We start from the raw sequence: 22919 nt of genomic DNA on the forward strand, positions 1-22919 counted from the left end.
GTTCTCCTTTGAATTACTGGTCGCTGAGCCCCAGCAGGCTACGAGCGTATTGCTCCAGCGGCGGGCCCAGCAAGTCTTCTGGCTTGTTGTCGTGGAACGTCAGTAAACCGCCACGACTCTTGATACGTGCAGTATCGATCAAATACTGGGTGCTGGTCTCGATCAACATGATCTGAATCACGCCGCTGTCGATCCCGAGGCGATCCACGTGTTCCTGATCGAGCCATTCATCCGAGTTGCCGATGCGGTCGTCGGCCTTGGCGAAACGGGTGTAAAGCAGATAATGCGCGCCAACGGCACGGGCCTCGCCCATGGCCGCATCGAGGCCTTCCGGCGCACGGGCACGGCGGACCATCGGGAAATATTCGATAAAACCGTTGAAGGCTTCTTCGGCCACCACGTTGGGTCGCGGGTAGGCACTGCCCGGTGGCGCGAAGGCACCCTGGGCGATGTAGATGAACGAGTCCGGCTGAATGCGGAGATTATTCACGCGACGGCTGTCGCTGTGGTCCAGCAGCCCCGCGTCGCTCATGTGGTAGCGAGTCCCTTCAGCCATATCGCTGACATTCATGCAGCCACCAAGCGCCAAAACGGCCAGCAGCAAAACCAGGCTACGCATCCTACCCTCCAGAGGCCGGTGACGGAAAACCGGCGAATGGCCATGGGATGCAGCTTCCGCGCCAGCTCAATGAGCAGGGATGTGTCAGGTGTTTTTAAGGTGACTGGAAGATGGCTATCGCGGGCAAGCCTCGCTCCTACAGGTCATGTGTCGAATGTAGAAACTGCAACTGACACATGACTTGTAGGAGCGAGGCTTGCCCGCGAAGAGGCCCGATCAACCGCCGATGATTTTCATGATGGTCGCGCCACCGGAGAACGCCACTTCCTGTTTGTCCCCCAAGGCTTTGACCAGCAGTCGCTGCAAAGCCGGCAGCGCCTGGTGGCGAGGCTTGTCCAGGAGGTCGCCGACATAGTGGCGATTGCTCGACGACAGGCAGCCATGCAGCCAGCCAGTGGACGACAGACGAAGCCGAGAACAGGTCCGGCAGAAAGGAACGCTTTCATTGGCGATCACGCCGAAGTGGCCCAGCCCCGGAATCTGATAGCGCACCGCCGTGGCATCGACCGGCGCATCGGCCTGAAGGTACTCGTAGCGTTCGCCGATCAGGCTCAGCAACTGCTGAAGGCTGACGAACTGCTGCAGGAAGGCGTTGGAGTCGGTGGCCAGGTGCCCCATGCGCATCAACTCGATGAAGCGCAACTCATAGCCGCGCTCCAGGCAGTAATCGAGCAGCGGCATCACCTGATCGAGGTTCTGCCCCCGTAGCGGCACCATATTGACCTTGATCTTCATGCCCGCCGCAGCGGCCTGGTCCATGCTGTCGAGGACGGTCGCCAGATCGCCGCCACGCGCAATGCTGCGAAAGGCGCTGGCATCCAGAGTATCGAGGGAAACGTTGATGCGCCGAATGCCGGCATTCACCAGCAGCGGCAGCTTTTTCGCCAGCAATTGACCATTGGTGGTCAGGCTGATGTCCGCCAGGCCCATCTGCCCGACAGCGGTCATGAAGGCTTCGAGTTTGGGACTGACCAGTGGCTCGCCACCGGTAATGCGCAAACGCTCGATGCCCGCGGCCTCGATCAGATAGGCGACACCGCGCGCCATGGCCTCGGCCGACAACTCATCCTGCGCAGCCACCAGCCGCTTGCCGTTGGGCACGCAGTAGGTACAAGCGTAGTTACAGGCTGAAGTCAGACTGATCCGCAAATTGCGAAAACGCCTGCCTTGACGGTCAACGATCATGGATCACTCCGGCGAAAGAAGATTCGAACGCGCAAAACTTGACTCACAAATCAAGTTTTAGCAAGCCCTATGCCTGAGTATATTCCTGTGGTAGTGCGCCATGTAGCGAAATCATGGCGCTATAAGGCAACTGAATGGCTCAACTGCTCGGTGTGTCGGTATCGCGCTTGCGCTTGTTGCCCATGCGCACGCCGATGTCCATCAGGAACTGGAAGAAACCTTCCTGATCTTCCAGCACGTTGCTCCAGAATGGCGAGTGATACAGCGCCACGGCGCCGTGCACCAGCGCCCAGGCCGCGCAGTAATGGAAGTAAGGCGGAACGTCTTCAAGCTTGCCTTCGCTGATCCGACCCTTGATCAGCAGGGTCAGGCGTTCGAAGTTCGAAGCACGGATCTTGTGCAGTTCCTCGACCATCTCCGGCACCTGGTTGCCCTTGACCACCTTTTCTTCCAGGCGATCGAACAACCGATAGCGTTGCGGATCGCGCATGCGGAATTCGAAGTAGGCGCGAGACAGGGCTTCCTTGTCCTTATCGACATCGGCCGAGTGCAACAGCTCGTTCAAATCACGCTCGTAGTCGAGCATCAGGCGCAGGTAGATCTCCGCCTTGGATTTGAAGTGCTTGTAGATCGTGCCTTTGCCGATACCGACGGCATCAGCAATCATCTCGACGGTGACACTGTCTTCACCCAGTTCGAGGAACAGCTTGAGCGCGGTATCGAGAATTTCTTGCTCGCGGCGACGAAACTCACGGACCTTACGAGGTTCTTTATGCATAAGAAAAGGTCTGTAGGGGTCAAAATTCGAAGCCGCGTATTATGCCTAACTTGCGCCAAAATGCACGGATCATCCGACCATATATGTGTTTCTTGATGAATTCACGCAATGTCGACGATTGATGAGAACCCAACCGAAGCGCCCGTATTCCAAATTTGTTTAAAAACCCGACCGGCTAAACTGGACTCGGGGCGATACTGATCAATACTTCAACTGTCGGCGAGACATCTCCCCCAAGTGTCGCGCCGATGAAGGTACCAAAGGACTGCGTATCTTTGTTTTACTCCTAATGGTCTTAACCCGGATTCACCCCCCAGAACCCGGGTTTTTTTTGCCTGCGATTCAGCGGCCAAAGCCCTTAGGCTGCGAACCCTTCTAACGTTACACCTATGCCCCGACGTGCGCCAACGGGAACAAACGCTTGAAATTCTCGGTGGTCTGCTCGGCAAATCGCTCATAGGACTCACCACGCAACATTGCCAGAAATTCCGCTACCTCTCGTACGTATTGCGGCAGGTTCGGTTTGCCGCGATAAGGGATCGGCGCCAGGTACGGGGAGTCGGTTTCCACCAGCAACCGGTCAGCCGGTACCTTGCTGGCCACATCCCGCAAGGCATCGGCATTGCGAAACGTGACAATGCCGGACAAGGAAATGTAATACCCCATGTCCAGCGCAGCCTTGGCCATCCCCCAGTCTTCGGTGAAGCAATGCAGCACACCCGCCTGAGGCAGCGCCGCCTCTCGCAGCAGCTCGAGGGTGTCGGCCCGGGCACCACGCGTATGGATGATCACCGGTTTGCCGGTCTGCCCCGCCGCTTGCAGGTGCAGACGGAACGACTCCTGCTGCAGGTCTGCCGCCTCCGGCTCGTAGTGATAATCCAGGCCGGTTTCACCGATCGCCACTACCCGCGGATGATTGAGTTCGCGCAACAACCAATCCAGTGCTGGTGCGGCACCCGGCTGCACATCCAGCGGATGCACACCGACCGAACAATCGACGTCGTCATAACGTTCGGCCAGGGCTTTGACGTCGGCGGCGTTGTCGACGCTGACGCCAATGCACAGGAAGTGCCCTACCCCGCGCGCACGGGCTGCATCGAGCGCGGCATCCAGGGAGCCGTCGTGGGCGGTGAGGTCGAGACGATCAAGGTGGCAATGGGAATCTACGAGCATAAAAGGGCTGCAACTTACATCGTATGAGTGGGACGGTCGGATTTCAGGGCTCCGGCCAGATGGGTTTCGATTCGACTGCGCGCAGTGTTGTCGCCTTCGTTGAATTGCACGCCAACTCCGGCGGCGCGGTTACCCTGGGCCCCTTTGGGGGTGATCCAGGTGACCTTGCCGGCGACCGGAATCTTTTCCGGTTCATCCATCAAGTGCAGCAGCATGAAGACCTCATCGCCCAACTTGTAGCTCTTGTTGGTCGGGATAAACAGGCCACCGTTTTTGATGAACGGCATGTAGGCCGCGTAGAGCACGGATTTGTCTTTGATCGTCAAAGACAAGATGCCATTGCGCGGTCCCGGACTGACGGATTCATTCATGCTGACCTCCACTGCTGATCATCAGAGTCTAGGCGCAGACTGTCACTTTTGGGCAGGCAAGGATACCCATTGCACCAACAGCGCCTCCAGCAACAGCGCCGGATTGAGGTTGGCTTTGCTCATTACTTTCTGGCGTTGGGCGAGGATCCAGTCCTGAATATTCAGGACTTTGTCCTGTGCGGATTTCTGCGCCAGGTATTGAATCACCTTGCGCATGTCCGCCAGCCCCAGCCCGGCTTCATCCTGAGTCAATTGATAACGCAGGATCAGGCTCGACCAGTCGCAAAACCAGTCGAACAGCAGCAACATGGGAATGGTTTTCCATTCCTCGGCCAACTGAGTCGGCGATTGCTGTTGCTTGAGCAACTTCTTCACACCCTCGACCACCAGCGCCCGCTGTTCGCGAACGCCCTGTGCCTGCAATTTGACCGCGGCCAATGGCGAACCGGCGGCGAGGGTCAGCAGCTCGATGCGCTCTTCTTCCGAGCAATCCGGCAACGTCTTGGCCAGCCAAGCCAGACTCATGGCTTCGCTCGGCAACGGACAGGCCTGCTGCACACAGCGGCTCTTGATGGTTGGCAGCAGACGGCTGGTCTGATGGCTGACCAACAGCAATACGGTATCGCCGGACGGCTCTTCAAGGCTTTTCAGCAAGGCGTTGGCGGCATTGATGTTCATCGACTCGACCGGCTCGATCAGCACCACTTTGCGCCCGCCCATCTGCGCGGTCTGGACCACGAAACTGACCAGGTCACGCACCTGATCGACCTTGATCGCCTTGTCCGCCTCTTCCGGTTCAAGAATGTAGTTGTCGGGATGACTGCCAGCCTTGAGCAGCAGGCAGGATTTGCACTCGCCGCAAGCCCCCTGCGGGGTCGGACGCTGGCACAACAAGCTGGCCATCAAACGCTCGGCCAGCGCACGCTTGCCGATCCCGGCCGGACCATGCAGCAAATAAGCGTGGGCGTGCCGGGCGCGACCGGCCAGTTGCTGCCAGAGACTGTCCTGCCACGGATAGGCTTCAGCCACGGGCCAACTCCAGCAGACGTGGCAGCAAGGCATCCAGAGACTGCTGAACCTGCGCCAGCGGTTGGGCGGCGTCTACCAGCACATGACGCGCAGAATCCGCTTTGGCACGCTCGAGGAAGGCATTGCGCACCGCATCGAAAAACGCTCGGCCTTCAAGCTCGAAGCGGTCCAGACGACCGCGAGCGGTGGCGCGGGCCAGGCCCACTTCCACCGGCAGATCGAAGATCAGCGTCAAGTCCGGGCGCAGATCGCCCTGGACGAAGGTTTCGAGGGTTGCGATGCGCTCCAGCGACAAACCACGACCACCGCCCTGATACGCGTAAGTCGAATCGGTAAAACGATCACACAAGACCACCGCACCACGGGCCAGCGCCGGGCGGATCACCTCGGCCAAATGTTGAGCTCGCGCAGCGAACACCAGCAGCAGTTCTGTGTCGGGGTTCATGACCTCATCGACCGGCGCCAACAGCACATCACGGATCCGCTCGGCCAGGGGCGTGCCGCCGGGCTCCCGGGTCAACACGACCTCGATACCGGCGGCGCGCAGACGCTCGGCCAGGTATTCGCGATTGGTGCTCTTGCCGGCACCTTCCGGGCCTTCCAGGGTAATAAACAAGCCAGTCACAGGCAGTCCTTAGTCAGAGTCATTGCGGGCTTTGCGGCGCGGGCGCATCCGGCTCGGGTGCTGGCGCCGGCTCTTGCGCGGAGTCTTGCGGCGCTACGGGTGGCATCTCTTCGGGCGCCGTATCGGGCGAAGCTGCCGGGATCGGCGCCTGAGCATCCTCCGTCGGCGGCGTAACAGTCGGCGCAGGGCTGGAACGGTAATCGGCACGTCGATTGATCTGGAACTCCCGCACCGCATTGTTGTGGGCGTCCAGGTCATCGGAGAACACGTGGCTGCCATCACCCCGCGCGACAAAATACAGACTGTTGCCGTCCGCCGGATTCAGCGCCGCATGGATCGCTTCGCGCCCCACCATCGCAATCGGCGTCGGCGGCAGGCCGGCGATCAGGTAAGTGTTATACGGGGTCGGTTCCTTGAGGTGGGCACGGGTCAACTTGCCGTTGTAACGATCACCCAGACCATAGATCACGGTCGGATCGGTTTGCAACAGCATGCCCATTTCCATGCGCCGTACGAACACCCCGGCGATCTGCCCGCGCTCCTGCGGCACACCGGTTTCCTTTTCCACCAGCGAGGCCATGATCAGCGCTTGATAGGGCTCGGTATAGGGCACGTCGGCAGCACGCTGACTCCATTCCTTGGCGAGAACCTCATCGAGGCGGTCGTAAGCCTTCTTGAGCAGATCGACGTCAGTCATGCCCCGCACGAAACGGTAAGTATCGGGAAAGAATCGCCCTTCCGGAAAAATCCCGCTGTGTCCGAGCTTGTCCATCACTTGACTGTCGCTCAAACCGTTCAGGGTCTGCTCGAGCTTTTCATCCTTGGCCAGGGCTGCGCGGACCTGATGGAAATTCCATCCTTCGACCAGGGTTACGCTGTACTGCACCATTTCCCCGCGCTTCCACAGATCGATCAGCCCTTCGACCGTCATGCCAGGAACCATCCGGTATTCGCCGCTGTGCAGCGGTTGCCTTGCCAGATTGAAGCGCCAATACACCCGCAGCCAAAACGCGTCCTTGATGACGCCATCGGCTTCGAGTCGAATGAAGGTGCGGTTTGGCGTAGTGCCTTTGGGCACGTCCAGCAGTTCTTCCTGGGCAATGTTCAGCGGTTGTACCAGCGCCGAATGAATTTTCCAGGCGCTGGCACCCGCCAACAGCCCCGCCAGAACCAGTCCGGTTTCCAGCAGCAGCAACAATTTACGTCTCACGAATCAAATATCCAGTAGCGCACGGGCAATGGTTTGGAGTTTACGGGTGAGCGGCCCAACCGGCCAGCTCAGTGCGGCATAGGCGCGCACCGGCCAAACGCCATACACGCTGTTGCAGACAAAGACCTCATCAGCCCATTGCAGCTGTTCCAGGGTGATGTCGGTGATTTGCGTGGGGATCCCCAATGACTCGGCCTGAAACAATAACTCGGCACGCATCACGCCCGCCACGCCACAGCGCTTGAGATCGGCGGTAACCAGCACACCATCGCGCACCAAAAACAGATTGCTGAACACGCCTTCGATCACCCGCCCGACCTGATCCAGCATCAAGCCTTCGGCATGCTCGGAGTCCTGCCACTCGGAGCGGGCGATAACCTGCTCCAGACGATTCAGATGCTTGAGTCCGGCGAGCAGTGGCTGTTTGGAAAGTCGTGTCGCACAAGGAAACAGACGAACACCCTGTTCCGCATGAACAGCCGGATAAGCAGCAGGAGGATTGCCTTGCAGAATGCGTCGAGCCTGCGCCGTGGGATCGGGGGCGTAACCACGCAGGCTGTCGCCACGGGTGAGGATGAGTTTGAGCACGCCCTCGCCCAGCGCGGCGGCATAGGCCAGCAGCTCCGTGCGGATCAGCTCGTGATCGGCGCGAATCGCCAGGCGCGAACAACCCTGCGCCAGACGCGACAAATGTCGATCCAGCAGCAGCGGCTGCCCGCCCTTGACCAAAAGGGTCTCGAACAGACCATCACCGTAAGCCAGGCCGCGATCCTTCAGCGACAAAGCGTCAGCCGGTTGACCGTCGACCCAGCTGTCCATCAGTCAGCGAACCGGCGGAACACCAGCGAGCCATTGGTACCGCCAAATCCGAAGGAGTTGGACAGCACCACGTCGATATCCATGCCGCGCGCGGTGTGGGGTACGAAGTCGAGGTCGCAGCCTTCATCCGGCTCATCGAGGTTGATGGTCGGTGGGGCTACCTGACTGTTGATGGCCAGTACGCTGAAAATCGCCTCGACCGCGCCCGCCGCACCCAGCAGGTGCCCGGTCATCGACTTGGTCGAACTGACTGCCAGTTTGTAGGCGTGGTCACCGAACACGGATTTGATCGCACAGGCTTCAGCGAGGTCGCCGGCCGAGGTCGAGGTGCCGTGGGCGTTGATGTACTGAACCTGATCGCCATTGATTTTGGCATCGCGCAGCGCATTGGTGATGCAACGTGCAGCACCCGCACCGTCGGCCGGTGGCGAAGTCATGTGATAAGCATCGCCACTGGTGCCAAAGCCGATCAGCTCGGCGTAGATGGTCGCGCCACGGGCCTTGGCGTGCTCCAGTTCTTCAAGAACCAGGGCACCGGCACCGTCGGACAATACGAAGCCATCGCGGCCCTTGTCCCATGGACGGCTGGCGCGGGCCGGCTCGTCATTGCGGGTCGACAGCGCGCGGGAGGCACCGAAGCCACCCATGCCCAGACCACACGCGGCCATCTCGGCACCACCGGCGATCATCACGTCGGCTTCGTCGTACATGATGTTGCGTGCCGCCATGCCAATGCAGTGCGTACCGGTGGTACACGCGGTGGCGATGGCGTAGTTAGGCCCCTGTGCACCCAGGTGAATGGACAGGAAACCGGAAATCATATTGATGATCGAGCCAGGCACGAAAAACGGAGAGATCCGTCGCGGGCCCGAATCATGCAGCGTTCGGCTGGTTTCTTCGATATTGGTCAAACCGCCAATACCCGACCCCATGGCCACGCCAATGCGCTCGCGGTTGGCGTCGGTGACTTCAAGACCTGCGTTACGCACGGCCTGAAAACCTGCTGCCAGACCGTACTGAATGAACAGGTCGAGCTTGCGAGCTTCCTTGACCGACAGGTATTCCTCGACATTGAAGCCCTTTACCGAACCGCCGAAACGGGTGGAATAGGCAGAAAGGTCGGTGTGTTCGATCAGACCAATGCCACTGCGGCCAGCCAGAATGCCCTGCCAACTGCTCGGCACATCCGTGCCCAGTGGCGACAACATACCCATACCGGTGACTACGACGCGTCTACGCGACACAGCACTCTCCTTTTTTCAAATGACGACTTTGCATCAGGCCTAAAGGAAAAAACCGCACGCCATGATGGCAGTGCGGTTTTTCCATGACAGCGAGCGACGACTAAAAACTATTACGCCTGGTGGCTGGTAACGTAGTCGATTGCAGCTTGTACAGTAGTGATCTTTTCAGCTTCTTCGTCAGGGATTTCGGTCTCGAATTCCTCTTCCAGAGCCATCACCAGCTCAACGGTGTCAAGGGAGTCGGCACCCAGGTCTTCAACGAAGGAAGCAGTGTTGACCACTTCTTCTTCTTTAACGCCCAGTTGCTCAGCAACGATTTTCTTGACGCGCTCTTCGATGGTGCTCATACCTTGTTTTCACTCCTAATGGACAAATTCAGGCAGCTGGCCAGTGGGTAAGTGTATAGAAAGACTTTTCAGCTTTTCAACTGAAAGCTTCACTCCTCAAACCCGGCGGCCCTCTGCCTATAAATAGATTGCAGCTTTATAACGGATTTTAGACAGCTCGTATGACATTTTTTTGAAGCGATCCGTCACATTTAACTCATGTACATCCCGCCGTTCACCGGGATTGTAGCCCCAGTAACGTAAGCCGCACCGTCGGATGCAAGAAAAGCGACCACAGACGCGATCTCTTGAGCTTGCCCCAGACGACCCAGCGGAATCTGCGTCTGCAAGGCTTCACGCTGCGCCTCAGGCAGTTCGCGAGTCATATCGGTGTCGATGAACCCTGGGGCCACCGAGTTTACCGTAATCGAACGCGAACCGACTTCACGCGCCAGTGCACGGCTGAAACCTTCCAGACCGGCCTTGGCGGCTGCATAGTTTACTTGGCCTGCGTTGCCCATGGCACCCACAACCGAGCCAATACTGATAATTCGTCCCCAACGAGCCTTGGTCATGCCGCGCAAAACGCCCTTGGACAGGCGAAACAGACTGTTCAGGTTGGTATCGACGACATCATGCCATTCGTCATCTTTCATGCGCATCATCAGGTTATCGCGGGTGATACCGGCATTATTGACCAGGATCGCCGGCGCACCAAACTGTTCCTGAATGCTCGCCAGCACGGCCGCTACGGACTCGTCGCTGGTGACATTGAGTTCCAGGCCAGTGCCCTGAATACCATTTTCTTTCAGGGTGGCAGCAATACGCTCGGCCCCCGAAGCGGAAGTCGCGGTGCCGACAACAATAGCACCCTGACGACCCAACTCCAGAGCGATAGCCTGGCCGATACCACGGCTGGCACCGGTGACCAGTGCAACTTTACCTTGCAGACTCATGCAAGCTTCTCCTTGTTCAGGCCAGCGCTGCACGGGCGGCAGCGAAAGCGTCTGGGGTATTGAGGTTAGAGGTCGACACGCCTTCGGCGCAACGTTTGTTCAAACCGGCAAGTACTTTGCCAGGGCCGCATTCGACCAGTTCGGTCGCACCCTTGGCAGCCAGTGCCTGGACCGACTCGACCCAGCGTACAGGCTTGTAGAGCTGTTCAAGCAGATCGCGCTTGAGGGTTTCCAGATCGGCCGGCACGTTGGCGCTGACGTTCTGTACCACAGGGATCTGCGGTGCCTGCCAGTCGATCGCTGCGATCGACTCGGCGAACCGCTCAGCGGCTGGGCGCATCAATTCGCAATGGGACGGCACGCTGACCGGCAACGGCATGGCGCGCTTGGCACCACGCGCCTTGCAGCCTTCGATGGCGCGCTCGACCGCCGCCTTGGCACCCGCGATAACCACTTGGCCCGGGGAGTTGAAGTTGACCGCGCTGACCACTTCGCCTTGTGCCGCTTCGGCGCAGGCTGCCAGCACATCGGCGTCCTCCAGACCGAGGATGGCGGCCATGCCGCCCTGCCCGGCCGGAACAGCCTCTTGCATCAACTGGCCGCGACGCTCTACCAGTTTCACCGCGTCGCCCAGACTCAGGCTGCCCGCAGCCACCAGGGCGCTGTATTCGCCCAGGCTGTGACCGGCAACGTAAGCCGGACGCACGCCGCCTTCAGCCAGCCACAAGCGCCACAAGGCGATCGAGGCGGTCAGAATGGCCGGCTGGGTTTTATCGGTTTGATTGAGTTGCTCTTCCGGCCCTTGCTGGGTCAGTGCCCACAGGTCGTAACCCAGAGCCTCGGAAGCTTCTTTGAATGTTTCAAGGACCACCGGATGTTGCGCGCCCAACTCGGCCAGCATGCCGAGGGACTGCGAACCCTGTCCTGGAAAGACGAATGCGAGGGAAGCAGACATGTAACAAGCCCCTAATGATCTTGTCGTCGGAGAAATGACGTCCCGTTTTGGGGAACGCAAGAAACTCACAGTTGGATGGCCAATTGAACTGAGCGGTCACATTTAAGCATTGTCCGACGAAAACGCCTAAGGCAACAAATCCTCCATGCGCCCATGAAGCCGCTCCGGCAAGTTTTCCTGGATCTCGATCAACGCGCGTTGAATCGCGCTCTGAAAACCCTGAACGCCCGCCGAACCGTGGCTTTTCACGACAATTCCCTGCAAACCGAGGAAACTTGCACCGTTGTGCCGCGCCGGCGCCAGTTCGGCCTGCAAGCGTTTCATCAGCGGCAGCGCCAGAGCGCCGACCACTTTCGACGCGAAATTTTTCTTGAACAACGCTTCGATGCGCCCGGCAATCATCGTCGCCAGTCCTTCGCTGGACTTGAGCAGGATATTGCCAACGAAGCCGTCGCATACCACCACATCGGCCTCGCCACGGTACAAACCGTCACCTTCGATAAATCCGATGTAGTTCAGGCCACGCGCATTTTGCAGCAGAGTCGCCGCCAGCTTGACCTGCTGATTACCTTTGATGTCTTCGGTGCCGATATTCAGCAACGCCACCCGGGGGCGAGCGATGCCCAGGGTTTGCGCCGCCACCGAGCCCATCACCGCAAACTGCAACAACTGCTCGGCACTGCAATCGACATTGGCACCCAGATCGAGCAACTGGCAGTAGCCCTTTTGCGTCGGAATAGCCGCGATCATCGCCGGCCGATCGATCCCCGGCAAGGTTTTGAGCACAAACCGCGACAACGCCATCAGCGCACCGGTATTGCCAGCACTGACGCAGGCCTGGACCTTACCGTCGCGCAGCAACTCCAGCGCCACGCGCATCGACGAGTCGGGCTTGCCGCGCAAGGCCTGGGCAGGCTTTTCATCCATGGTGATGACTTCGGACGCCGGCGCAATCGACAGGCGCGCGCGATCCACCGCCGAATGGCTGGCAATCAATTCTTCAAGAAGGGAGGGTTGACCGACAAGGGTCAGGTGCAACGAGGGCGTAGCAGACAGACAAGCAAGGCTGGCCTGAACAATGCTGCGGGGACCGAAGTCCCCGCCCATTGCGTCAATCGCGATGACTTGAGCGGACAAGGATTACTCGTCAGCGCCCTTGTCGATCACTTTACGACCACGGTATACGCCTTCTGGCGATACGTGGTGACGCAGGTGAACTTCACCGGTGGTTTTTTCTACAGACAGGGTGCTAGCCTCGAGAGCGTCGTGCGAACGACGCATGTCACGGGCAGAGCGGGATTTTTTGTTCTGCTGAACAGCCATAATTGATTAACTCCTAAACGTTTGGGTCACGCTTTAACTGCGCCAATACACTGAACGGGTTGGACCGCGTTACCTCGTCCTCGCTCGGTTCGGGCTCATCGAGACCCGCCGGCTGCTGGCATTCTTCCGGATGATGAGCAGGCACAATGGGCAAGGCGAGCAGAAGCTCCTCCTCGATCAGTGACTGCAGATCCAAAGGATCTTCGCCCAGTTCCAGCACGTCATAACCTTTCGGCAACGACTGGGTATTCGCACCCTCCTTCACCACAGCATAACTGCATTCGCTATGGATCGGCAGGGTGACCAGCTCAAGACAACGCTGGCAAACCATTTTGACTTCAGTGTCGATAAAGCTGTGAATTACCACAGATTTACGTTCATCTCGTTCAAAAACGAATTTAGCCTGCACCGTACCGACAGTGTCGGAAAGCGGGTCGCAGAGTCTCTCCAAATCGGCCAGCAGCAGTTCACCTTGAAGGGTGGTGCCACGGTCAGCCAATTTGCGCGGGTCAACGTGAGGTGGAATCGGGTCATTCAACATAGGCGCAGCATTATAGGGATGCCCCCAGCCATGTCAAAGGAAATTCAGCCCTGTCCGTCACTTGAGCCTGCGCTAGAATTCGCCCCTGCCCTTTGGAGATGCGCATGCTGCCTTTATTACTCGCTTCAAGCTCGGCCTATCGCCGGGAATTACTGGCCCGCTTGCAGCTGCCGTTCACGTGCAGCTCGCCGGATATCGACGAGAGCCATCGCCTGGCCGAGCCAGCCATCGAACTGGTAAAGCGCCTCGCCGAAGAAAAAGCCCGCGCGCTGGCAAGCAGCCATCCAGCCCATCTGATTATCGGCTCGGATCAGGTCGCGGTACTCGGCGAGCGGATTATCGGCAAACCTCACACCTTCGAAAAGGCCCGCGAACAATTGCTGGCATCCAGCGGTGCAAGCGTGACCTTCCTGACCGGCGTGGCACTGCTCAACAGTCAGACCGGTCACTGCCAGGTCGACTGCGTGCCATTCACTGTACACATGCGCACACTCGACGTAGCGCGCATCGAACGCTACCTGCGCGCCGAACAGCCCTACGACTGCGCTGGCAGCTTCAAGGCCGAAGGTTTGGGGGCGAGCCTGTTTCAAAGCACCGAAGGCCCTGACGCCACCAGCCTGATCGGCCTGCCGCTGATTCGCCTGGTGGACATGTTGCTGGCCGAAGGCGTGCAGATACCTTAAAGGTCAAAAGATCGCAGCCTCGCTTCACTCGACAGCTCCTACATTGAAATGCGTATCCCTTGCAGGAGCTGTCGAGTGAAACGAGGCTGCGATCTTTTGACTGTAAAAAAACCGGCAAAAAGCCGGTTTTTTTTATGCAGCAAGAAGATCAGCGCAACGAAGGCCCCTGAAACCCCATCCACATCGCCAAATGCTCAGCCACACTGGCGCCGAGCTTTTTCGAGAAGCGATCGAATGGCGACTCCTGAACGGTGAAGTCCACCAACTCCTTCTCGCCAATCACATCACGCGCCACCGAACTGGCATTACCCAAACCATCGATCAAGCCCAGCGCCAGCGCCTGCTCACCCGACCAGACCAGCCCGGAGAACAGCTCCGGATGATCTTTATCCTTCAGGCGATCACCCCGGCCCTTCTTGACGCTGCTGATGAACTGCTGATGAGTGGTATCGAGCACACCCTGCCAGAACTGGGTTTCCTCAGGCTTCTGCGGCTGGAACGGATCGAGGAACGATTTGTGCTCGCCCGACGTATAAGTACGGCGCTCGACACCCAGTTTCTCCATGGTGCCGACAAAGCCATAACCCGCCGCCGTCACACCGATAGAGCCCACCAGACTCGCCTTGTCGGCGTAGATCTGATCAGCCGCGCTGGCGATGTAGTAGGCACCGGAGGCCCCAAGATCCGAGATCACCGCATAAACCTTGATGTCCGGATGCAGGCCGCGCAAACGGCGAATCTCATCGTAGACGTAACCCGATTGCACCGGACTGCCGCCCGGACTGTTGATCCGCAGGATCACACCCTTGACCTTCTTGTCCTCGAAGGCTGCACGCAGACTGCCGACGATGTTGTCGGCGCTGGCCGGCTCTTTGTCGGCAATCATGCCCGTTACGTCGATCATCGCCGTGTAGCCGGAGCCCAGGCTTGCGGTTTTTTCCATATCTATCAGCGGCGACAACAGAATCAATGCGCCAAACAGGTACAAAAAAGTCAGCGACTTGAAGAATATCCCCCAGCGACGGGCCCGGCGTTGCTCCTGCACACCCGCCAGCAGGGTTTTTTCCAGCAGCTTCCAGCTTTTCTCGTCACCGCCTTCCGCGCTCGCCTTGGCGGGCGCTTTCCATTCGTCGGTCATGACATCTACCCCAGCAAAAAACCCATTAAACCTGCTGACTCAGCCAGGCGTGCAACTCCGAAAAACGATCAATGGCCAGCTTCGGCTCAAATAATTTCAACGCATCGATCGATTGAGCACCATAGCTGACGGCCACCGAATCCATGCCCGCATTGCGCGCCATTTGCAGATCGAACGATGAATCCCCAACCATCAACGCCTGCTCCGGGCGAACCTCGCAATGGGCGAGAATCTGCTCGAGCATCAGCGGATGGGGCTTGCTGGCGGTCTCATCGGCGGCACGAGTGATATCGAAATAATCTTCCCAACCGTGAGCCTTGAGCACCCGATCCAGCCCGCGCCGCGCCTTGCCGGTGGCCACTGCCAAGTGATAACCGTCGGCACGAAACGCGTCCATCGACTCGATTACACCCTCGAACAGAGGCGAAGGAACAGCCTCCGCCGCAATGTAGTGATCCGCATAATAATCCCGGAACGCTACCAGTTCGGCATCACTGATCTCGGGATACAAAGTGCGAATCGCCTCCGGTAATCCGAGGCCGATGATGCCTTTGACGTCTAAATCATCGCGCAACTGAAAGCCGGAGCGCTCGGACGCCACGTGCATCGCCTCGACAATCCGACCAATGGAGTCTGCGAGCGTGCCATCCCAATCGAAAATCAGCAGTTTGTAATCAGATGGGCGCACTCAATCGCTCCACGGTCTTGGCCCACATTTCGTCGACCGGGGCCTGCAACTTGAGTTCACCGCCATCGGGCAGCGGCACGGTCAGCATATAGGCGTGCAGGAACAGGCGCTTGCCACCGAGGTCACGTATTTCCTTGCTGAAATCGTCATCGCCGTACTTGGTGTCGCCGGCAATGCAATGCCCAGCATGCAGAGTATGGACGCGAATCTGGTGAGTACGGCCGGTGATCGGCTTGGCTTCGATCAGGGTGGCAAAGTCGCCAAAGCGACGCAGGACCTTGAATACGGTCACAGACTCCTTGCCCTCCTCCTCGTCGACCTCGACCATGCGCTCGCCAGAGCGCAGATTGCTCTTGCCGAGCGACGCACGGACTTGCTTGATCGAGGACGCCCAGTTGCCACGCACCAGCGCCATATAGCGCTTATCGACGCCATCGCCGCGCAATGCCGTATGCAAGTGGCGCAACATGCTGCGCTTCTTGGCAATCATCAGCAGGCCGGAGGTATCACGATCGAGACGGTGAACCAGTTCGAGCTCTTTGCAATCGGGACGCAACTGACGAAAGGCTTCGATCACCCCGTAAGTCAGGCCGCTGCCGCCATGAACCGCGATGCCGCAAGGCTTGTTGACCACGATCAGCGCCTTGTCTTCGTAGACAATCGAGGCCTCGAGCCGCTGCAACAGACCCTGGGCCAGCGGCACAGGTTCGTCGCGCTCAGGCACGCGAACCGGCGGCACGCGCACGATATCGCCCGCCTGCAGCTTGTATTCGGGCTTGATCCGACCTTTGTTCACCCGCACTTCGCCCTTGCGCAAAATGCGGTAAATCAAGGTCTTGGGCACGCCTTTGAGCCGAGCGAGAAGGAAGTTATCAATACGTTGGCCGGCATATTCCGGCGAGACCTCCAGCAGTTGTACGGCTGGGGTCGAAGGGGCAGTAGTCGTCATGGTGCGGATGATAACAATTTTTTATGGAATTGAAGCACTTAATCATTGCTGCTATAGTCGCGAACGCCGCCAAAAGTGGCCTGGACAGCGGACTAACGGTCAAAAACCGGCCCTGACCAACGCAATTCACGAGGACGAGAGGCCGTCCTACGGGGCTTTCGCTACGTAACGGCAGAGTTTTCAGTTGTAACGAGCGCAGGTGACATAAGGCCTGAATCATGCCGCAAAGCAGAGTTTTCACTCGCCTTCCGAGCAAATATTCACGGCCAGTTCACAAAGTGCAGTCAGCTGCGAACGACCCCGAGCGAACGCTTCGGAAACAACGCCTAAATTAGCCATGATGCGTGACCTCCCCTTTCGGAGCTCACGGTAAATGCCAACCCGCTGCGGATTCTGCGCGCGGCAGCACCCGAATTATCAGGGATACGTGTAGGGTGGAGATGCACAACCGCTGGACTGTGTAGCAATAGGCTTTATCAAGACGCTTCATCTCGTCCACAGCCGCCGGTTGATTCCTCCTCCTGACTGAGTGCTTAAGTAGCCACAGCAAGCAGGACGCGTACGTCGCGACACCGGCCCAATTGGTCGGGGTTCGCTAGACACTGGAGTGGCCAACCACTCCTGACGCACCTGACACCGACCGTGAGAAGTCGTGTGTGCCGAACGCCGTTTCCGGCAGCCCGGAAACCGACGGTACTACATGAAAAGAATGCTGATTAACGCAACTCAACCCGAAGAGTTGCGTGTTGCACTGGTAGATGGCCAGCGCCTCTACGACCTGGACATCGAATCCGGTGCACGCGAGCAGAAGAAGGCCAACATCTATAAAGGCCGGATTACTCGCATCGAACCAAGCCTTGAGGCTGCCTTTGTCGATTTCGGCTCTGAGCGCCACGGCTTCCTGCCCCTCAAAGAAATCTCCCGCGAATACTTCAAGAAAGCCCCCGAAGGCCGCGTCAATATCAAGGACGTCCTGAGCGAAGGCCAGGAAGTCATCGTTCAGGTCGAAAAAGAAGAACGTGGCAACAAGGGCGCTGCCCTGACCACCTTCATCAGCCTGGCCGGTCGTTACCTGGTGCTGATGCCGAACAACCCGCGTGCCGGCGGTATCTCCCGTCGCATCGAAGGTGAAGAGCGCAACGAACTGCGTGAAGCCCTGAACGGTCTGGTTGCCCCGGCCGACATGGGTCTGATCGTTCGCACTGCCGGCCTTGGCCGCAGCAGCGAAGAAATGCAGTGGGACCTCGATTACCTGCTGCAACTCTGGACCGCCATCAAAGAAGCTTCGCTGGATCGCTCCGCGCCATTCCTGATCTACCAGGAAAGCAACGTGATCATCCGCGCCATCCGCGATTACCTGCGCCAGGACATCGGCGAAGTGCTGATCGACAGCGTTGAAGCCCAGGACGAAGCCCTGACCTTCATCCGCCAGGTGATGCCGCAGTACGCCAGCAAGATCAAGCTGTATGAAGACAGCGTTCCGCTGTTCAACCGTTTCCAGATCGAAAGCCAGATCGAGACCGCCTTCCAGCGCGTCGTCGAACTGCCTTCCGGCGGCTCCATCGTTATCGATCCGACCGAAGCCCTGGTGTCCATCGACATCAACTCGGCGCGCGCCACCAAAGGCAGCGACATCGAAGAAACCGCTCTGCAGACCAACCTTGAAGCCGCCGAAGAAATCGCCCGTCAGTTGCGCTTGCGCGACATCGGCGGCCTGATCGTCATCGACTTCATCGACATGACCCCTGCCAAGAACCAGCGCGCCGTGGAAGAGAAAGTCCGCGAATGCCTGGAAGCCGACCGCGCTCGCGTGCAAGTCGGTCGCATCTCGCGCTTCGGCCTGCTGGAAATGTCCCGTCAACGCCTGCGTCCATCCCTGGGCGAAAGCAGCGGTATCGTCTGCCCGCGTTGCAACGGCACCGGCATCATCCGTGACGTCGAATCGCTGTCGCTGGCGATCCTGCGCCTGATCGAAGAAGAAGCCCTGAAAGACCGCACCGCCGAAGTTCGCGCACAAGTGCCGATTCCGGTTGCAGCTTTCCTGCTCAACGAAAAACGCAACTCGATCACCAAGATCGAACTGCGCACCCGTGCCCGCATCGTCATTCTGCCGAACGATCACCTCGAAACGCCGCACTTCGAAGTTCAGCGTCTGCGTGATGACAGCCCGGAAGCCGCGGTCGGCCAGTCCAGCTACGAAATCGCCGCTGCCGCTGCCGAAGTCGAAGAAGTCCAGCCAGCCGCCGCGACCCGCACCCTGGTTCGCCAGGAAGCCGCGGTCAAGACGGCTCCAGCTCGCGCCAACGCTCCGGTTCCGACCGAAGTCGTCGCCGCTCCAGTGGCTGCACCGGCCGTCGCGCCAGAGCCAAGCCTGTTCAAAGGCCTGGTGAAATCGCTGGTCAGCCTGTTTGCCAGCAAGGAAGAGCCTGTTGCGCCGGTTGTGGTTGAAAAACCAGCCACCGAACGCCCTGCCCGCAACGAAGAGCGTCGCAACGGTCGCCAGCAGAGCCGCAACCGTAACGGTCGCCGCGATGAAGAGCGCAAGCCTCGTGAGGAACGTGCACCGCGTGAAGAGCGCGCACCACGTGAGCCACGCGAAGAGCGTCAACCACGCGAAGCCCGTGAAGAAACGCCAGCAGTAGTCGCCCGCGAAGAACGTGCTCCACGCGCCCCTCGTGAAGAACGTGCACCGCGCGCCCCGCGTGAAGATCGCAAGCCACGTGGCGAGCGTGAAGAACGCCCGGTCCGTGAACTGCGCGAGCCTCTGGATGCCGCTCCGGCCGCCGCTGCCAACGCTGAAGAGCGTCCAGCCCGTCAGCCACGTGAAGAACGCGCTCCACGCCCACCGCGTGAAGAACGTCAGCCACGTACCGAGCAAGCCGTTGCTGCCGTTGCTGAAGAAGAGCTGCCAGCCAACGAAGAGCAACTGCAGGAAGACGGTCAGGAAGGCGCCGAAGGCGATCGTCCACGCCGCCGCTCCCGTGGCCAGCGTCGTCGCAGCAACCGTCGTGAGCGTCAACGCGATGCCAACGGCAACGTGATCGAAGGTTCGGAAGAATCCGAATCGGCTGAAAACGCCGAAGCGCCAAGCGCTGCCGATCTGGCCGCCGGCCTGGCTGTTACCGCAGCCGTTGCCAGCTCCGTGATCAGCGCGCCTGCTGAAGCACAAGCCAACGAGCAAGCAGAACGCGCCACTGCCGCCACGCTGGAAACTGCTCCGGTTGAAGCGCCAGTCGTTGAAGCGACCACGCCAGTAGAAGTCACCGCTGCTCCGGAAATCGAAGTAGCACCGGTTCGTGAAGCACAGCCTGAAGTTGAAGCTGCCGCTGAACCGGCTGTCGTCGCTGAACCAGCGACTGCTACCGAGCCTGTGGTTGAAGCGCCAGCTGAACGGGTACGTGAAGTTCGCGAAGAACAAACCACGTTCAACTGGGTTGCCGAGCCACCTGTAGCGGTCGAAACTCCAGTTGCTGAAGCCCCGGTGGCTGAAGCCATGGTCTCCGAGCCAGTGGTTGCTGCCGCCGAGCCTGCTCCGGTAGTTGAAGCGCCGGTTGTTGCCGAAGAGGCTGCACCAGTGGTTGAAGCCGCCCCTGTCAGCGCTCTGACCCCAAGTGGCCGTGCGCCGAACGACCCGCGTGAAGTACGTCGTCGCAAGCGTGAAGAAGAGCGCCTGCAGAAGGAAGCCGAACTGGCTGCCGCTGCTGCACCGGCCGCTGCCGAGCCAGCACCGGTTGTTGCTGAAGTCGTCGAGGCAGCCCCTGCCCCGGCCGCTGAAGTCGCTGCCGAACCGGTTGAATCCGTGATCGACGAAGCACCGCGCTCCGTTCAGGAAGCGGTAGAGCAACATGAGCAAGCCCTGGAAAAAGAGCACGAGCCTAAACCCCTCGCCTGATTCCATCGGCCACTAAAAAGCCCCGCCTGGTGATCCAGGCGGGGCTTTTTTTGCTTGTAGAAATTGAAGCCTGTCGCTACCTGGCAACGGTTAATTACCGAGGCGATTGCGCTCCTCACTAAACACCCGTCTAAATACTTGTAAGCAAGTATTACGAAATAGCCGTACAACATGCAGAATAGAGCGGTGCAGGGCTCAAAGCAGGTCCTGCCACGGCCCGAAAACCTTCGGCCCGTTATGGAGCAAAGAGTGCGTGACTATGGAAATTGCTGAACTGGACGCTTTCAAAGCGATTGTTGACTACGGCAGCGTCACACAGGCAGCGATCAGGTTAAACCGCGCTCAATCCAGTATTTCCTTCCGCATCAAGACACTCGAATCACGGCTCGATACCAAGCTGTTCGAACGCTCCGGCCGCGGTATCACGATGACGGCGCAAGGCAAGGAACTCTATGCCTACGCTTCACAAATCCTCGAACTGGTTGCTCGCGCTCAAGCCAGCCTGAGCCAGACAAAAACCGAAACACGGGTGCGTTTGGGGGTCATCGAAAACCTCACTATTACTCGCCAGAACCTGTTGCAAAGCATCGTTGCCAATCCCGACGGGCTGACGGTGGATGTCAGCATTGGTAATACACAGTCGCTGCTCAAGGATCTTGAGGCCGGCAAGCTCGACGCAGTGATTGTCGGCGCAGGCTTTGCACCTTCGCATTATCGCCGGGTAACGCTGTTCAACGATCCGCTGGCCTTGATCTACAGCGCAGCACACCCCGCCATCCAGGACCTGAAAGCGTTCAGTGGCCAAGTGTTCCTGGTCAACAGCCGGCGCAGCGCTTCACAACGTAATCTCGACGAACTATTCATGATGGGCAATATCACCCCGGAAAAAATCATCGAATGTGGCTCGTATCCGCTGTTGTTTTCTAATGTGATCAACGGCGTGGGCGTTGCCCTGGTGCCGTTGTCACTGGTCGATTCGTGCTGCCGCAGTGAACAGGTGCAAACGTATTTCCTGAGTGGTTCATATGCCTCGCTGACCACCGAATTCGTATTTTTTGATCACCCTGGCAAACCAGCCCCCAGAGCGCTGGCGCAATGGGTGCTGGACTTCGAAAAACCGGCCCGCTTACCGCTAACGGAAGGGTAACGGGCCGGACCCCCGCCCCCTTGCCCTGCACGATACCCACCCACCGCACACGTGGCGGTCGACCGAATCGATAATTCTGTCCATCAAGCCGCCTCCGTGCGCAGTGCCACCGGCGCCCGCCTTTTAATGGAACAGAGGATCACCCCAAACACGATCAGCACCAGACTGACCAGGTGATAGGCGTGCAGTTGCACGTCCAGGAACACGATACTGAACAGCCCACCGGACAGTGGCACCAAGTGAGTGAAGATCTCACCACGGGTGGCACCGATTTCACCGATACCTTTGCTCCAGAACAAGTACGACAGCCAGGACGGGAAGATCACCAGATACGCCAGGCCCAGCCACGGTGCAGCGCCCTGCCCCAGGTTGAACGTCAGATCAGGGCGCAATGCCCAAATTCCCAGGCTGAACGGAATCAGGCACAGGGCCCCCACCACCGCGCAGTACGTCACGAACGCATTGCCGGCGATGGTTTTGGGCTTTGTCCGCAAAAAGGAGCAATAGACAGCCCAACTGGCAGCCGAGGCCATGGTCCAGAAATCGCCTTTGTTGAAGCCTTCCAGGAAGCTCAAATCGGACAGATGCCCCATGGTCACCAGCCAGAACACACCCACCGTACTGATGACCACGCCGAGCATGTTCGACCTGGAGATGAAATCACCGAAAACGAAACGATTGAGGGCCAGTACCAGACACGGCGTGGCCGACAGGTAAATCGCCGCATTCAATGAACTGGTGTATTGCAAACCGATATACAAGGTCAGCGGAAATATAACTTGGCCACAGACCGCCAACATAACCAGGGTCAGCCATGATTTACGTGCGGCCGGCAAACTGGCGATCACGGCTTTATAGTTAATCAGCAGTAGTAAAGCGCTGGTAATCAGCCATCGAAGTTGCGACAGCAGCACCGGATCAACATCCACCACCATCAACTTTCCGACGACATAGTTACCACCCCAGAATACGGCAGCGAGTGAAAGTAATAAGTACGGCATTGACGCCTCCGTTAGATCTTCTTCATTAACATGAAAGAGGCACCGTCGAACTCGACTTCCCCTTGCAGATGGAACAAGTCTTGATACACAGACAGTTGCGCCTGCAACACATCCGTAATGGACACCAACAACAGTGCCTGCGTCGCCAGCACCCGGGCCAGTTCATTGACATAGACTCGGCAAGGCTCGGCCTCGACAGGCGAACTGTTGGCGACAATCAGTGAGTAACCAATCGACGGCGATTTTTTCCAATAAGTACTGACCGGA

General features: G+C 58.7%; 23 protein-coding genes. 3 read left to right on the forward strand and 20 right to left on the reverse strand.

Annotated elements, in window-relative coordinates:
* Positions 1 to 13: 13 nt before the first annotated feature.
* The 16 genes from KGB14_RS13405 to KGB14_RS13480 form a co-directional block, all read right to left on the reverse strand.
* Positions 14 to 619, reverse strand: a complete 606-nt coding sequence (locus KGB14_RS13405; protein ID WP_223487303.1) for a DUF4823 domain-containing protein — start codon at positions 617 to 619, stop codon at positions 14 to 16.
* Positions 620 to 835: 216 nt separating this feature from the next.
* Positions 836 to 1804 (reverse strand): GTP 3',8-cyclase MoaA, encoded by a 969-nt coding sequence (locus KGB14_RS13410; RefSeq protein ID WP_223487304.1) that lies wholly within the window; start codon positions 1802 to 1804, stop codon positions 836 to 838.
* A gap of 139 nt (positions 1805 to 1943) precedes the next feature.
* On the reverse strand, positions 1944 to 2582 hold the full coding sequence (locus KGB14_RS13415) for a TetR/AcrR family transcriptional regulator (RefSeq protein ID WP_223487305.1): 639 nt from the start codon (positions 2580 to 2582) through the stop codon (positions 1944 to 1946).
* Between the two features lie 387 nt (positions 2583 to 2969).
* Positions 2970 to 3755 carry a TatD family hydrolase gene (locus KGB14_RS13420; RefSeq protein ID WP_223487306.1) on the reverse strand — a complete coding sequence of 262 codons (786 nt, stop codon included), beginning with the start codon at positions 3753 to 3755 and terminating at the stop codon, positions 2970 to 2972.
* Between the two features lie 14 nt (positions 3756 to 3769).
* Positions 3770 to 4126, reverse strand: a complete 357-nt coding sequence (locus tag KGB14_RS13425) for a PilZ domain-containing protein (protein WP_223487307.1) — start codon at positions 4124 to 4126, stop codon at positions 3770 to 3772.
* 42 nt (positions 4127 to 4168) lie between these two features.
* Positions 4169 to 5155 (reverse strand): DNA polymerase III subunit delta', encoded by a 987-nt coding sequence (locus KGB14_RS13430; protein ID WP_223487308.1) that lies wholly within the window; start codon positions 5153 to 5155, stop codon positions 4169 to 4171.
* The gene (tmk, locus tag KGB14_RS13435; protein ID WP_223487309.1) at positions 5148 to 5780 is read right to left on the reverse strand and encodes a dTMP kinase; all 633 of its coding nucleotides are present in this window, start codon (positions 5778 to 5780) and stop codon (positions 5148 to 5150) included. Before tmk ends, KGB14_RS13430 begins: the two co-directional genes overlap by 8 nt.
* A gap of 19 nt (positions 5781 to 5799) precedes the next feature.
* Complete coding sequence (mltG, locus tag KGB14_RS13440; protein ID WP_223487310.1) at positions 5800 to 6990, reverse strand: endolytic transglycosylase MltG; 1191 nt, start codon at positions 6988 to 6990, stop codon at positions 5800 to 5802.
* Positions 6991 to 6993: 3 nt separating this feature from the next.
* Positions 6994 to 7809: an aminodeoxychorismate lyase gene (pabC, locus tag KGB14_RS13445; RefSeq protein WP_223487311.1), complete on the reverse strand. Its 816-nt coding sequence runs from the start codon at positions 7807 to 7809 to the stop codon at positions 6994 to 6996.
* Positions 7809 to 9053 carry a beta-ketoacyl-ACP synthase II gene (fabF, locus tag KGB14_RS13450; RefSeq protein WP_223487312.1) on the reverse strand — a complete coding sequence of 415 codons (1245 nt, stop codon included), beginning with the start codon at positions 9051 to 9053 and terminating at the stop codon, positions 7809 to 7811. Before fabF ends, pabC begins: the two co-directional genes overlap by 1 nt.
* Positions 9054 to 9163: 110 nt before the next feature.
* Positions 9164 to 9400, reverse strand: coding sequence for an acyl carrier protein (acpP, locus tag KGB14_RS13455; RefSeq protein WP_003175607.1), 237 nt, complete (start codon positions 9398 to 9400; stop codon positions 9164 to 9166).
* Between the two features lie 191 nt (positions 9401 to 9591).
* Positions 9592 to 10335, reverse strand: coding sequence for a 3-oxoacyl-ACP reductase FabG (gene fabG, locus KGB14_RS13460; protein ID WP_007942004.1), 744 nt, complete (start codon positions 10333 to 10335; stop codon positions 9592 to 9594).
* A 16-nt stretch (positions 10336 to 10351) separates the two neighbouring features.
* Positions 10352 to 11290 (reverse strand): ACP S-malonyltransferase, encoded by a 939-nt coding sequence (fabD, locus tag KGB14_RS13465; RefSeq protein WP_223487313.1) that lies wholly within the window; start codon positions 11288 to 11290, stop codon positions 10352 to 10354.
* A gap of 126 nt (positions 11291 to 11416) precedes the next feature.
* Entirely contained in the window at positions 11417 to 12427 is a 1011-nt protein-coding gene (plsX, locus tag KGB14_RS13470; protein WP_263294608.1) for a phosphate acyltransferase PlsX, read from the reverse strand.
* Between the two features lie 3 nt (positions 12428 to 12430).
* Positions 12431 to 12613, reverse strand: coding sequence for a 50S ribosomal protein L32 (rpmF, locus tag KGB14_RS13475; RefSeq protein ID WP_003179396.1), 183 nt, complete (start codon positions 12611 to 12613; stop codon positions 12431 to 12433).
* Between the two features lie 13 nt (positions 12614 to 12626).
* Positions 12627 to 13154 carry a YceD family protein gene (locus KGB14_RS13480; protein ID WP_004371317.1) on the reverse strand — a complete coding sequence of 176 codons (528 nt, stop codon included), beginning with the start codon at positions 13152 to 13154 and terminating at the stop codon, positions 12627 to 12629.
* Between the two features lie 104 nt (positions 13155 to 13258).
* Here KGB14_RS13480 and KGB14_RS13485 point away from each other — a divergent pair, with 104 nt between their 5' ends.
* Positions 13259 to 13837 carry a Maf family protein gene (locus KGB14_RS13485; RefSeq protein ID WP_223487314.1) on the forward strand — a complete coding sequence of 193 codons (579 nt, stop codon included), beginning with the start codon at positions 13259 to 13261 and terminating at the stop codon, positions 13835 to 13837.
* Between the two features lie 148 nt (positions 13838 to 13985).
* On the opposite strand, the gene sppA is transcribed toward KGB14_RS13485, so the two are convergent.
* The 3 genes from sppA to rluC are packed head-to-tail and all read right to left on the reverse strand — an operon-like array spanning position 13986 to position 16612.
* Positions 13986 to 14975 carry a signal peptide peptidase SppA gene (sppA, locus tag KGB14_RS13490; protein ID WP_223487315.1) on the reverse strand — a complete coding sequence of 330 codons (990 nt, stop codon included), beginning with the start codon at positions 14973 to 14975 and terminating at the stop codon, positions 13986 to 13988.
* Positions 14976 to 15000: 25 nt separating this feature from the next.
* A complete protein-coding gene (locus KGB14_RS13495; RefSeq protein WP_223487316.1) occupies positions 15001 to 15663 on the reverse strand; it encodes an HAD-IA family hydrolase in 663 nt (220 codons plus the stop codon).
* A complete protein-coding gene (gene rluC, locus KGB14_RS13500; protein ID WP_223487317.1) occupies positions 15650 to 16612 on the reverse strand; it encodes a 23S rRNA pseudouridine(955/2504/2580) synthase RluC in 963 nt (320 codons plus the stop codon). The genes KGB14_RS13495 and rluC overlap by 14 nt, the downstream gene beginning before the upstream one ends.
* A gap of 700 nt (positions 16613 to 17312) precedes the next feature.
* On the opposite strand from rluC, the gene rne reads away from it, so the two are divergent.
* Entirely contained in the window at positions 17313 to 20504 is a 3192-nt protein-coding gene (gene rne, locus KGB14_RS13505) for a ribonuclease E (RefSeq protein WP_223487318.1), read from the forward strand.
* 106 nt (positions 20505 to 20610) lie between these two features.
* Positions 20611 to 21651: a LysR family transcriptional regulator gene (locus KGB14_RS13510; protein ID WP_223487319.1), complete on the forward strand. Its 1041-nt coding sequence runs from the start codon at positions 20611 to 20613 to the stop codon at positions 21649 to 21651.
* A gap of 83 nt (positions 21652 to 21734) precedes the next feature.
* Here KGB14_RS13510 and KGB14_RS13515 read toward each other — a convergent pair whose 3' ends face one another.
* On the reverse strand, positions 21735 to 22652 hold the full coding sequence (locus tag KGB14_RS13515) for a DMT family transporter (RefSeq protein WP_223487320.1): 918 nt from the start codon (positions 22650 to 22652) through the stop codon (positions 21735 to 21737).
* Positions 22653 to 22919: the final 267 nt, after the last annotated feature.

Source organism: Pseudomonas sp. A-RE-19, assembly GCF_019956555.1.
Lineage (GTDB): Bacteria > Pseudomonadota > Gammaproteobacteria > Pseudomonadales > Pseudomonadaceae > Aquipseudomonas.

Coding starts and splice junctions, on each gene's coding strand:
- KGB14_RS13405 (WP_223487303.1), bottom strand. CDS start 619: ATGCGTAGCCTGGTTTTGCTGCTGGCCGTTTTGGCGCTTGGTGGCTGC.
- KGB14_RS13410 (WP_223487304.1), bottom strand. CDS start 1,804: ATGATCGTTGACCGTCAAGGCAGGCGTTTTCGCAATTTGCGGATCAGT.
- KGB14_RS13415 (WP_223487305.1), bottom strand. CDS start 2,582: ATGCATAAAGAACCTCGTAAGGTCCGTGAGTTTCGTCGCCGCGAGCAA.
- KGB14_RS13420 (WP_223487306.1), bottom strand. CDS start 3,755: ATGCTCGTAGATTCCCATTGCCACCTTGATCGTCTCGACCTCACCGCC.
- KGB14_RS13425 (WP_223487307.1), bottom strand. CDS start 4,126: ATGAATGAATCCGTCAGTCCGGGACCGCGCAATGGCATCTTGTCTTTG.
- pabC (WP_223487311.1), bottom strand. CDS start 7,809: ATGGACAGCTGGGTCGACGGTCAACCGGCTGACGCTTTGTCGCTGAAG.
- acpP (WP_003175607.1), bottom strand. CDS start 9,400: ATGAGCACCATCGAAGAGCGCGTCAAGAAAATCGTTGCTGAGCAACTG.
- fabG (WP_007942004.1), bottom strand. CDS start 10,335: ATGAGTCTGCAAGGTAAAGTTGCACTGGTCACCGGTGCCAGCCGTGGT.
- fabD (WP_223487313.1), bottom strand. CDS start 11,290: ATGTCTGCTTCCCTCGCATTCGTCTTTCCAGGACAGGGTTCGCAGTCC.
- rpmF (WP_003179396.1), bottom strand. CDS start 12,613: ATGGCTGTTCAGCAGAACAAAAAATCCCGCTCTGCCCGTGACATGCGT.
- KGB14_RS13480 (WP_004371317.1), bottom strand. CDS start 13,154: ATGTTGAATGACCCGATTCCACCTCACGTTGACCCGCGCAAATTGGCT.
- KGB14_RS13485 (WP_223487314.1), top strand. CDS start 13,259: ATGCTGCCTTTATTACTCGCTTCAAGCTCGGCCTATCGCCGGGAATTA.
- sppA (WP_223487315.1), bottom strand. CDS start 14,975: ATGACCGACGAATGGAAAGCGCCCGCCAAGGCGAGCGCGGAAGGCGGT.
- rluC (WP_223487317.1), bottom strand. CDS start 16,612: ATGACGACTACTGCCCCTTCGACCCCAGCCGTACAACTGCTGGAGGTC.
- rne (WP_223487318.1), top strand. CDS start 17,313: ATGAAAAGAATGCTGATTAACGCAACTCAACCCGAAGAGTTGCGTGTT.
- KGB14_RS13515 (WP_223487320.1), bottom strand. CDS start 22,652: ATGCCGTACTTATTACTTTCACTCGCTGCCGTATTCTGGGGTGGTAAC.